11 protein-coding genes and 1 pseudogene are annotated in these 10,442 nt (G+C 65.5%); 7 read left to right on the forward strand and 5 right to left on the reverse strand.

Features of this window, described 5'->3' with window-relative positions; translation table 11 throughout:
• The 3 genes from ADBZ6I_RS12515 to ADBZ6I_RS12525 form a co-directional block, all read right to left on the reverse strand.
• A partial coding sequence (locus ADBZ6I_RS12515) for a WS/DGAT/MGAT family O-acyltransferase (protein ID WP_526384279.1) occupies nucleotides 1-1,383 on the reverse strand: 1,383 nt, incomplete at its 3' end.
• 76 nt (nucleotides 1,384-1,459) lie between these two features.
• Nucleotides 1,460-2,299, reverse strand: coding sequence for a lysophospholipid acyltransferase family protein (locus ADBZ6I_RS12520; RefSeq protein WP_526384281.1), 840 nt, complete (start codon nucleotides 2,297-2,299; stop codon nucleotides 1,460-1,462).
• Nucleotides 2,300-2,545: 246 nt separating this feature from the next.
• A complete protein-coding gene (locus ADBZ6I_RS12525; RefSeq protein WP_526384283.1) occupies nucleotides 2,546-3,250 on the reverse strand; it encodes a hypothetical protein in 705 nt (234 codons plus the stop codon).
• A gap of 47 nt (nucleotides 3,251-3,297) precedes the next feature.
• Between ADBZ6I_RS12525 and ADBZ6I_RS12530 the strand changes: the two genes are divergently transcribed.
• Together ADBZ6I_RS12530 and ADBZ6I_RS12535 are read left to right on the forward strand one after the other, a co-directional pair.
• Nucleotides 3,298-3,807 carry a hypothetical protein gene (locus ADBZ6I_RS12530; RefSeq protein ID WP_526384285.1) on the forward strand — a complete coding sequence of 170 codons (510 nt, stop codon included), beginning with the start codon at nucleotides 3,298-3,300 and terminating at the stop codon, nucleotides 3,805-3,807.
• 207 nt (nucleotides 3,808-4,014) lie between these two features.
• Nucleotides 4,015-4,701, forward strand: coding sequence for a TetR family transcriptional regulator (locus tag ADBZ6I_RS12535; protein ID WP_526384287.1), 687 nt, complete (start codon nucleotides 4,015-4,017; stop codon nucleotides 4,699-4,701).
• 19 nt (nucleotides 4,702-4,720) lie between these two features.
• Here the strand turns inward: ADBZ6I_RS12535 and arsA are convergent, their stop codons facing one another.
• Nucleotides 4,721-6,502 carry an arsenical pump-driving ATPase gene (gene arsA, locus ADBZ6I_RS12540; RefSeq protein WP_526384289.1) on the reverse strand — a complete coding sequence of 594 codons (1,782 nt, stop codon included), beginning with the start codon at nucleotides 6,500-6,502 and terminating at the stop codon, nucleotides 4,721-4,723.
• Nucleotides 6,503-6,550: 48 nt separating this feature from the next.
• Nucleotides 6,551-6,943 (reverse strand): arsenite efflux transporter metallochaperone ArsD, encoded by a 393-nt coding sequence (gene arsD / locus ADBZ6I_RS12545; RefSeq protein WP_526384299.1) that lies wholly within the window; start codon nucleotides 6,941-6,943, stop codon nucleotides 6,551-6,553.
• Between the two features lie 151 nt (nucleotides 6,944-7,094).
• On the opposite strand from arsD, the gene ADBZ6I_RS12550 reads away from it, so the two are divergent.
• The 5 genes and pseudogenes from ADBZ6I_RS12550 to ADBZ6I_RS12570 form a co-directional block, all read left to right on the forward strand.
• Entirely contained in the window at nucleotides 7,095-7,478 is a 384-nt protein-coding gene (locus ADBZ6I_RS12550) for an ArsR/SmtB family transcription factor (protein ID WP_526384291.1), read from the forward strand.
• Nucleotides 7,475-7,891, forward strand: coding sequence for an arsenate reductase ArsC (locus ADBZ6I_RS12555; protein WP_526384293.1), 417 nt, complete (start codon nucleotides 7,475-7,477; stop codon nucleotides 7,889-7,891). Before ADBZ6I_RS12550 ends, ADBZ6I_RS12555 begins: the two co-directional genes overlap by 4 nt.
• 29 nt (nucleotides 7,892-7,920) lie before the next feature.
• Nucleotides 7,921-8,376, forward strand: coding sequence for an ArsI/CadI family heavy metal resistance metalloenzyme (locus tag ADBZ6I_RS12560; protein ID WP_526384295.1), 456 nt, complete (start codon nucleotides 7,921-7,923; stop codon nucleotides 8,374-8,376).
• A pseudogene (gene arsB, locus ADBZ6I_RS12565) lies at nucleotides 8,373-9,428 on the forward strand (ACR3 family arsenite efflux transporter); the annotation flags it as partial. The gene ADBZ6I_RS12560 and the pseudogene arsB, both read left to right, overlap by 4 nt.
• Nucleotides 9,429-9,736: 308 nt before the next feature.
• Nucleotides 9,737-10,442: CNNM domain-containing protein (locus ADBZ6I_RS12570; RefSeq protein WP_526384297.1), on the forward strand; the 706-nt coding region annotated here is incomplete at its 3' end.

Below are 10,442 nucleotides of genomic sequence, written 5' to 3' on the forward strand. Positions count from 1 at the left end.
CACCAGGTCGCGGTCGGCGAGGAAGCCGAAATCCAACCGGTCCAGGTAGCTCGTCAGAGTGATGTTGAGGCCCTGCCCCTCGGTGACGATCGACACCGGGAATTGGTGTGCAAGCTTGGCTCCGGCGAAGTACAGCGGCTGACGGGGCCCGGGAACATTGGAAATCGTCACATTGAACGGCTGGACGCCCAGATCGGCCACCTTCAGCTGCGATGCCAGCCGGACGGCGGCGGTGGCGAGCAGCGGCGTGGAGTAATGGGTAAGGTCCATCAGCTCCGCGGCCGGGACGAGGTCGAAGGTGCGTTTGGCGGCCACCATCGCCTCACGGGAACGGGTGATGCGTTCGAGCGGGTCGGCGCAGTTGGTCGGCACCTCGGGGAAGATGTCGGACACCATGTTGGTCCACGGGTCGTCCTCTTTGCCGGTACGCAGCGACACCGGGACCATCGCCCGCAGCGGGCGGTCGGGCAGGGCGTTGTGGGAGAGCAGGTACTCGCGCAACCCGCCCGCGCAGATCGCCATGACGATGTCGTTGACCGTGCCGCCGGTGGCCTGTTTGAGGCGCTTGATGTTCTCCAGCGACACGCTGCGCATCGCGAATCGGCGGTGCGGGCTGATCGCCTTGTTCCACGGCGTCCGCGGAGCAGGTGCCGTCGGCATCGGGAGTTTGGTGCCGCCTTCGGTACCCAACTTGCCGAGCCGCTTGACTGTGGAGCCGACGACACCCGCCGCGCTGGCCACGCTGTCGATCCCGGCCGCTGCCGCGAGACTCTGCACCATGCGGGTCTGAAGCAGCACCGCCTTCATGGGGTTGGCGGCGATGTTTCCCACCGCTCGCACCAGCAACTCGGGGCCGGACGGTAGCTCCTCGGGCTCCCACGGCGGGCTGTCACCCGGCGGCGTCGCGTCGGGGCTGGTGCTGGTGATGGCCTGCAACATCAGCTGGCCGGCGGCGCCGTCGAGGGTGGCGTGGTGATACTTCGTCAGAAGCCCCCAGCGGTTGTCTTGCAGGCCGTCGATGACATGGACCTCCCACAGCGGCCGGGTGCGGTCCATCTGCCCCTCGACGATGCGGCAGACCTGATCAGCCAGCTGATCGGCGAGGCCAGGTTTGGCCAGGTTTACTTCGCGGATGTGGTAGTCGAGGTCGAGTTTGCCGTCGGCCGCCCAGTACGGGTGGTCGAGTCCGAACGGCACCTCGACCACGCGCCGGCGCAGCGGCTCCAGCGCACCGACGAGCGAGGCGAACTTGGCGTACACCGCCGGGTACGGCTCGAAGTCGGGTTCGGGGCGTTCGAAGATCAACAGCAGGTTCACGTGCCCGAACGTCGTCGGCGTCTCCGCGTAGAGGAAGGCGGCGTCCAAGCCGGAGAGTTGCTTCATCGGATCACTCCTGGCATGTCAATGTGCTGTTGCAGGGGGACGCTGTTCAGACCGGATGATCGTCGCCGACGGTCGCTCAGCCGAAGATCGGGAAGCTGCGGCGTCTGGCCAGTCGGTCCATGCCGTCCTGAATCGCGCCCTGAACTTCTTCATAGACCTTGTTCAGGTAGTCGTCGTCGTCCATCAGCGCGGGGTCGCTCTCGACATAAATGGGGTCCAGGAACTCGGTGCGAATCTTGGCCGGTAGCGGGATGTGCGCCGGCAGGATTTCGATGGCGAGCGGGAACGGGAAGCCGGAGATGATCGGGATGGTCGCGCCGCGAAGGCGCTTGCCCAGGCCCGTCCACTTAGCGATGAACCGGCCTTCGGACAGCACGAAGACGGTGTCGTGGCCGCCAATGGTGGCAACCGGGACGATCGGAACCCCGGAGCGCATCGCCTGCCGGATGAAGCCCTTGCGGCCAGCCAGGATCGCCTTGTCGCGAAGGCGCCAGTTACGCATCGCATCGATCTCGCCGCCCGGCCAAACCACGACGTCGTGACCGGCGGCCAGAGCGTCGGTGACGCCCTTGCGGGACGCGTTGATCACGCCCATCGCCTTGAAGTAGTCGCCGATGATGGGAGCGCCCATCAACACGTCGTGCGCGGTGCCGTGCAGTATCCGGCGGCCCTCGAAGTGCCGGTACCAGGAGTGCACCAGGGTCCACGCGTCCATCGTCAGCGAGCCACCCGAGTGGATACCGATCAGCAGCGACGGCTCATCGGGGATCCGGTGCCACCCTTCCATCTCCACCCGAAAGTAGTGGTCGCACAGGAAGTCCCAGACCGGACTCTGCACGTACTTCATGAATGTCTCGTTGGGACCTGCCGGCACCGAGCTGCTGGTGTCCTGTGCTGGAGTTTTTGCCGATGTCATCTCGATCTCCTCTGGTCAGCGCCGCTCAGAGCCAACTGATTCGTCGTTCGTGCCGAACAGCAATGCGCGCCCAACGTTAGCGCCCGCAGCACGCTCAGAGAGGAGCAATGGTCAAAACTCCCACGCTCATCGGGCTTTCTGCGGGATCAGCAGGTGTCCTTGGCCCCAGCTAATCGACATCTCCCTGCGACCCGATTCCGTGGAACAGCTCCGGCCGGTGCGGCTAAGCCGGCGTGGCGAGTCGGCTCAGTCCTCGATGACGTTCTGGAGATTGGTGAGCATGTTCGGCCGCGGCCGCCGCCGCGGGATGCGGTCGGTGAAGCTACTCAGCGAACCGATGATCCTGTTGAGGGTGTCGACAGCCGCCTCAAGGGTCTCGGCGGTGGGTGTCAACGTCTCTACGGCGGGCGAGAGCCGGCTCAGGATTTCAGCGGCTTCGGTGAGTTGTTCGAGCGGTCCGTCCTTCACCGTCAGCTTGTCCACGACGCCGTCCTCGGCGAGCAGTCGCTCGATGAGGCCGTCCTTGACGAACATCCGCTCGATCGCGCCCTCCTCGGCGAGCAGCCGAGTGGCGAGCCCGCCGGGCGCCAGGATCCGCTCCAGCGAGTTGCCGCCGGCGGTTACCTGATCGAGCAGACCGCCGGGGGCGGTCAGCAGGTCGACGATCCCGCCGGGCGCCGTCAGCCTGTCCGCCAGACCACCGCGCGCCAGAATCCGCGCCATCGCCCTGTCGGGCTCGGTCAATTCGGCAACTCGGTTGGCCCCGATGATCGCGCCACGCAGCGGGAGAATGTCGTCCATCGGGTTCGGTCCCTGCGTGACTTCCTCACCCAAGGACTGCTTCACAAACCCGACCGCCAGGGTAGCGACGGCGAGTCCGGCATCGGCCGCAAACAGGCCGGCGCGGACAGGGGCGATGGCTGCGTCGGCGATCAATTTGCTGATGTTCACCAAATGAGTGTATGACTCGGCGCCATCTCTGTGGGCTGGTCGCGCCAATGGGACGGCAGGGCTTTGGCTGCGCCAGTATTTCCCTTGTGAAACCTTCTCTCCCCCGTCTCCCCGCCGAGATCGTGCGCGTTGCGATCAATGCCAGCGGTGGCCTCGGTGAGCCGTGGCACCTCGACGATGCGACTGCGGTGCGGGTGGGCAATCTGCTGTTCGCGATTGACGTGGATGAGTTGGGCTGGGTGGTGACGGCTTACGTGATCGACGGCGGGGAGGCCGATCCGGTCGCGGTCCTGGCTGGAGAGAACGGCGACCCCGTGCGGGCGCTCACCGCCTGGCTGCGGGCCGCAGCAGGTCCGATGACCTGGAAACGTGTCGCGCCGGGCGTATACCGCTCCGGCGGGTATCTCGTTGGCCTGCTTGCTACCGGCGAGTGGTTCGCCGAAGGGCCTGGCATGGATCGTTGCTTCGATCACAAGCACGACGCTCAGGCTGCGTGCGCGGCCGCACGCAATGACACCGTTCCGCTGCCGGGGCGTACCACTGGGCGCGGGAGCTGAGACGTTAGTGATGGCGTTAGGCCTGGTGGGCTTCCGGCGGTGTGACCGCGCCCCGTCAATCAAGCACACGCCGCCGACTTCGGCGCCGGCTGCAAATTAGACGGGACGTCTGTTATGCCAGTATGCTGGTTTGCGGGGCTGGCCCGCGATCCCCATCCCGGGCCGCCCCGTTCCACAGCCTGAAATCTAGGTGAGGACTCAGTCGAGATGGCAGTCGCCCGCCGCGCGGCAACAGATTCGCCGAACAGTTCCCCGGGAGCCGCAGCCACACGGCAGCGGCTTCTCGACGCGGCGGTCGACCTCTTCACCGAAACCGGCTATTTCGCCACCAACCTGACCGACATCACCTCCCGAGCGAGCATGACCACCGGGGCGTTCTACCACCACTTCGCCTCCAAGGAAGCCATCGCGACCGCGATCGTCGCGCAGGGCTGGTCGACGGTCATCACCGAGGTGACCCGATGCCTCAACACATCCGGACCCGGCCTGGAACGAGTCATCGTGATGACCTTCCAGATCTCAGATCTCATGAAACGCGACAAGTCGGTGGGCATCGCCAACCACCTCGCCCAGGCTTTTGGGCAACTGAGCATCGAAGGCCGGCAGTCGTTTCACGAACACGTCAGCAGATTCATTCGGCGCGTCGCCGATGCGCTCAGCGATAGCGACTTGCGGGACGATGTCACCCCCACGCAAGCTGCCAGTCTGGTGTGGATCTGCTTGCAAGGTTGCCACCTGCTTTCCGACGCCCTCATGGACAACGGCTCGCACGTCGAACAGCTCCTCCTGACCTGGCAGGTCGGCTTGCGATCAATGGTGACACCGACGGCCCTGTCCCATTACGAGCAGTTCACTGCTCGGCTGGCCGGCCAGTACACCGACGCCGTGTGGTGACGCTTCGACCGGATGTCGCTCAGTCCGGCGGTGCGGTCAGAGCTTCGAGTGCTGGGATGCCGACGGGTTCGGCGGCAAGCAGCGGGATGACAGCGCTGCGGTAGGCGTATTTTGTTCTCACAGTGGTGATTTGGCTGAGCTCAGCGGCGGCCCGTCGTAGTAAGAGTCGGTTGGTGGGGTTGGCGGCGGCGACGGAGTTGTTGACGACCCATGCCCAAGGGTGAATGCCGGCGCGTTCGAGGTCGTTCTGTAGCTCGGCGGCCTCGAGCACCGGGGTGGTTTCGGCCAATGTGATGAGCAGAACTTTGGTGAGGGCGGAGTCCTGAAGCCGCATCAGCGGGGTGGTGTAATTCCCGCCGTCAACCATCTGGCGTGCGATCTCGCGGTGGTAGGAACCGGTGGCATCGAGCAGCAGCAGAGTGTGCCCGGTGGGTGCGGTGTCCAAGACGACGAAGGTGCTCCGGGATTCATGGATGACTTTTGAGAAGGCTTGGAAGACAGCGACTTCCTCGGTGCACGGCGAGCGCAGGTCTTCGGCGAGAGTCGCCCGGCCGGCCTGATCGAGATGCGCCCCCTTGCCGGCCATGACGCGGTCGCGGTACTGCTGGCTGGCATCTGCGGGGTCGATGCGCGAGACCCGCAGGTTCGCGACGCCGCCCTGGAGGGTCTCGGTGAGGTGGGCGGCGGGATCGGTGGTGCTGAGGTGGACGTCGTGGCCGCGGTTGGCCAGGGCGACCGCGATCGCGGCGGCGACGGTGGTCTTGCCGACACCGCCCTTGCCCATGCACATCACCAAGCCTTTCCCGCTGCGTTCGATCTCATCGACGAGGGCACGCAGTGGTGCGATCGCCACCGCGTGCGGGGCGGCCGAGGTGGTGTCGGCGGCGTGGATGACGGGGGTGGTTTCGAAAAGGGTGCGCAGGGCCTCGAGGCCGACCATGTTGTCGGCTTTGAGGTCGATGCTGTCGTGCGGCAGCGCCCGCAGGGCGGCGGGCATATCGGCCAGCGCGGCCTGCTCGCGGCGATACACCGCACTGGCCAGGGGGTCGCTGTCGTCGCCCGGTTGGGGCATGACGGCGTTGACCACCACGTACTGGCGGTTCATCCCGAGGGCAGCCAATTCCCCATGGGTACGGTCGATTTCGCGCAGCGCCGAGCGGGTCGGCCGGGTGACCAGGACCAATCGGGTGCGGTCGTGGTCGGCCAAGGCGTCCACCGCGGCGGCGTAGGTGCTTTTCTGCTTGTCCAGTCCGGCCAGCGGACCAAGGCAGGAGGCGTCGCCCTTGCCGGTCTGCAGGAACTGGGTCCAGTTGCCCGGTAGTTGGAGCAGCCGGATGGTGTGTCCGGTGGGGGCGGTGTCGAACAGGATGTGGTCGAAGCCGCCGACGGTGCCGTCGGCGTCGGTGAGCAGGGCGGTGAACTCATCGAAGGAGGCCACCTCGGTGGTGCACGATCCGGACAGCTGTTCGGTGATGGACGCGATCGCGGCCTCGGGCAGCAGACCGCGGACTGGGCCTACGATGCGTTCGCGATAGTCCGCAGCGGCGGCTTCGGGGTCGATCTCGAGGGCGGACAGTCCCGCAACGGCGGGGATCGCGGTGATGCGGTTACCGATGGCGACCCCGAAGACTTGCCCGACATTGGAGGCCGGATCGGTCGACACCAGCAGCACCTTCTTGCCGGCGTGAACCAGCGCCAGCGCGGCCGCACAGGCGATGGAGGTCTTGCCGACTCCACCCTTGCCGGTGAAGAACAGGAACCGGGGCGGGTTGGTGAGGAACGTCAGCTCAGCAGACGTCATGGCAGGCCAGATCTCCAGTCGGGGTGGAAGTTTCGAGCGCTGGGGACATCAGCAGCAGCCGGTGTCTTCGCAGCAGGAGGACTCGTTGCTCTCGGAGATTCCAAGGCTGATCCCTCCCGCGGGCACTGTCGCCAGGTTCGCCAAGCCCGCCCAGCGGGCGAGTTCGGCTCGGGCGGGATAGCGGCCGGTCGCCACAGTGACCCCGCCGACTGACACCAGGGGAAGCCCGGCCGCGCCGGCGATCTCCAGGAAGCTCTTGACCGCCTCGTTGTGGGCGAAGGCCATCGGGTCATTGGCCAGGTTGTGGCGGGTGATGGACGCGCCCTGCTCAGCCAGCCAGGCCATGTCGGCGGTGAAGGTGACCAGGTTCTGGTCGACGTCCTCACCACATACGCCGGTGTTGCAGCACAGGGCGGGTTCGAAAACGGCGATGGTGGGCATGGTGTCTGGTTTGGACATGGTGTCTGGTTTGGACACGGTGTCTGGTTTGGACATGGTGTCTCCTCTGTCGGTTCAGGGGTGGTCGGTGGGCGCGGTGGCCCAAAGCCTGTCTCCAGTTGACGGATGGATAGATGAGTATCAATATAGACACATGTCGATGCTTCCGCCCAGCGGGCGCGGGCCGTGCTGCGCCCCGCTGGCCAACGAGCCACTGGACTCTGACTGGGCCGGTCAGCTGGCCCGGATGTTCAAAGCCTTGAGCGATCCTGTGCGGCTGAGGATTCTGAGCTTGATCGCCAGCCATGAGGGCGGGGAGTGCTGCGTGTGCGACATCTCCGCGGCCAGCGAGGTGTCCCAGCCCACGATCTCCCATCACCTCAAGACCCTTCGTGAAGCCGGCTTGCTGGACTGCGAACGGCGCGGCACCTGGGTTTACTACTGGGTGATCCCCTCAGCACTGGAACAGCTCTCGGCCGTCCTGGCCCCCGCCACCGATTTCTCGTTCGCTCCACCCACCGAGAGGACGTGCCGATGACCGGCAAGCCATCCGTTTTATTCGTGTGCATCCATAACGCCGGCCGTTCCCAGATGGCCGCCGGCTTCCTCTCCGCTCTGGCCGGGGAGGCCATCGAGGTCCGCTCGGCCGGCAGTGCGCCAGCTGATGCGGTTAACCCCGCCGCAGTGGAGGCCATGGCAGAGGTCGGCATAGACATCTCCACCCAGAACCCGAAGATCCTGACCACCGACGCGGTCGAAGCCTCCGATGTGGTGATCACGATGGGCTGCGGGGACACCTGCCCGTTCTTCCCCGGCAAGAGCTACCGCGACTGGGTGCTCGAAGACCCCGCCGGCAAGGGTGTAGAAGCCGTGCGACCGATCCGCGACCAAATCAAGGCCCGCGTCGCAGACCTCGTCGCCGAGCTGCTCCCCGATACCGCTATCCGCTGACGTCAGCGGAAAAACCAGGAGAACCGTCCGTGTCCCGAATCCAATTGGCGCTCAACGTCGATGATCTCGACGCAGCCATCGCGTTCTACTCCAGGCTGTTCAATACCTCCCCGGCCAAGGTGAAGCCCGGTTACGCCAACTTCGCCATCGCCGAACCCCCGCTCAAGCTGGTCCTGCTTGAAAACCGCGGCCAGGGCGGCAGCATCAACCACCTCGGCGTCGAAGTCGAATCCAGCGAGCAGGTTCGCGCCGAGATCGCCCGGCTCACCGAAGCGGGCATGTTCACCGAGGAGGAGATCGGCACCACCTGCTGCTTCGCCACTCAGGACAAGGTGTGGGTCACTGGTCCCGACGGGGAACGGTGGGAGGTCTACACCAAACTCGCCGATACCGAGACCTTCGGCGCCGCAACGGCTTTCGCCAAACTTCCGCTCACAGACACGACCAGTTGCTGCACCGAAACCCCCGCCGGAGAACGGTCGTGACCGGGGTGTCGACAGCCGACCCGCACGCACCAGTGGTGGGCAAGCTGTCCACCCTCGACCGGTTCCTGCCGGTGTGGATCGGCATCGCCATGGCCGCGGGCCTGCTCCTGGGCCGCTGGATACCTGGTCTGAACACCGCACTGGAAAGCGTTCAGATCGATGGTATTTCACTGCCCATCGCCCTGGGCCTGCTGATCATGATGTACCCGGTACTGGCCAAGGTCCGCTACGACCGCCTCGACAGCGTCACCACCGACCGCAAACTGCTCATCAGCTCCTTGGTGCTCAACTGGGTGCTCGGTCCCGCGCTGATGTTCACCCTGGCCTGGCTGTTGCTTCCCGATCTGCCCGAGTACCGCACCGGACTGATCATCGTCGGGCTGGCCCGCTGCATCGCCATGGTCATCATCTGGAACGACCTGGCCTGCGGCGACCGTGAAGCTGCCGCCGTGCTCGTCGCCCTGAACTCGATCTTCCAGGTGTTCATGTTCGCGGTGCTCGGCTGGTTCTACCTCTCCGTCCTGCCTGGCTGGCTGGGCTTACCGCAAACCACGATCGCCGCCTCGCCGTGGCAGATCGCCAAGTCCGTGCTGATCTTCCTCGGCATCCCGCTGCTGGCTGGATATCTGTCCCGCCGCCTCGGGGAACGCGCCAAGGACCGGCAGTGGTACGAAACCCGGTTCCTGCCCAAGATCGGGCCTTGGGCGCTCTACGGGCTGCTGTTCACTATCGTCATTCTCTTTGCGCTGCAAGGCGATCAGATCACCAGCCGGCCCTGGGACGTCGCACGCATCGCCCTGCCGCTGCTGGCCTACTTCGCCATCATGTGGGGCGGCGGCTACCTGCTCGGGGCCGCCCTCGGCCTGGGGTACGAACGCACCACCACCCTGGCATTCACTGCCGCAGGTAACAACTTCGAACTGGCCATCGCCGTCGCGATCGCCACCTACGGCGCAACCTCGGGGCAAGCCCTCGCCGGCGTCGTCGGACCCCTCATCGAAGTTCCGGTCCTCGTCGGCCTGGTCTATGTATCGCTCGCCCTGCGGGGACGATTCCGTCATTCCGAGCCAATCGGCTAGTGCCGACCGGTAGTCGTTTTTCCGGGGCCGCGGGCGCGTAGCACCGCAGCCCATCCTGGAAAAAAATTCCCAAGTAAGCGTGCTGTTGGCAGTCCCGGGCCTGTGCATCCAGGCTCGTCGTCTGGGCCGGGAACCTGCAGAATTGCCTTGTCCGTAGTCGTGGCAGAATCACGGTTGGCCAACGAGTTTTTAGAAGGAGCCATGAGACGCGCCAAGCGCAAACCTCGAAGACCCCGGCCCGGATGTGACAGCCGCTGTGTCACGGCGTCCGGGAGACCTCTGTGGTGACCGCGCTGAGTATTGGTCTCGGCATTCTTGTCGTGCTGGCGATTACCGCTCTCACTGGGTACTTCGTTGCTCAGGAGTTCGCCTACATGGCCGTGGATCGGTCCCGGCTGAAGGCCCGCGCGGAAGCGGGTGACGCGGCCGCACGCCGAGCGCTGTCGATCACCCGACGGACGTCGTTCATGCTTTCCGGCGCACAACTCGGCATCACCGTCACCGGTCTGCTCGTCGGTTACGTCGCCGAACCGCTCATCGGAGCTGGAGTGGGGGAACTGCTCGGTGGCGCCGGAATCCCCGCCGCCCTGGCCATTGCCATCGGAGTGATCCTGGCAGTGGTGTTCTCGACCGTTGTCCAGATGGTTTTCGGCGAGTTGTTCCCGAAGAACCTCGCGATCGCTCGCCCTGAGCCGTTAGCCAGATGGCTTTCTCGCTCCACCGCCATCTATTTGGCGCTGTTCGGCTGGCTGATCCAACTCTTCGATTCGTCGTCGAACCTGCTGTTGCGGGCGTTGCGGATCGAGCCGGTTCACGACGTGGAGCATTCAGCGACCGCCCGCGACCTCGAGCACATCGTCGCCGAGTCGCGCCAGACCGGCGAGTTGCCGGCCGAACTGTCCACCCTGCTCGACCGAATCCTGGACTTCCCCACCCGCACTGCGGAGCACGCGATGATTCCACGTGCACGGGTGGACGTCGTCGGGG

The organism is Mycobacterium sp. (assembly GCF_044342925.1).
Classification (GTDB): Bacteria; Actinomycetota; Actinomycetes; order Mycobacteriales; family Mycobacteriaceae; genus Mycobacterium.

Coding starts and splice junctions, on each gene's coding strand:
- ADBZ6I_RS12520 (WP_526384281.1), bottom strand. CDS start 2,299: ATGACATCGGCAAAAACTCCAGCACAGGACACCAGCAGCTCGGTGCCG.
- ADBZ6I_RS12530 (WP_526384285.1), top strand. CDS start 3,298: ATGGGACGGCAGGGCTTTGGCTGCGCCAGTATTTCCCTTGTGAAACCT.
- ADBZ6I_RS12535 (WP_526384287.1), top strand. CDS start 4,015: ATGGCAGTCGCCCGCCGCGCGGCAACAGATTCGCCGAACAGTTCCCCG.
- arsA (WP_526384289.1), bottom strand. CDS start 6,502: ATGACGTCTGCTGAGCTGACGTTCCTCACCAACCCGCCCCGGTTCCTG.
- arsD (WP_526384299.1), bottom strand. CDS start 6,943: ATGCCCACCATCGCCGTTTTCGAACCCGCCCTGTGCTGCAACACCGGC.
- ADBZ6I_RS12550 (WP_526384291.1), top strand. CDS start 7,095: ATGTCGATGCTTCCGCCCAGCGGGCGCGGGCCGTGCTGCGCCCCGCTG.
- ADBZ6I_RS12555 (WP_526384293.1), top strand. CDS start 7,475: ATGACCGGCAAGCCATCCGTTTTATTCGTGTGCATCCATAACGCCGGC.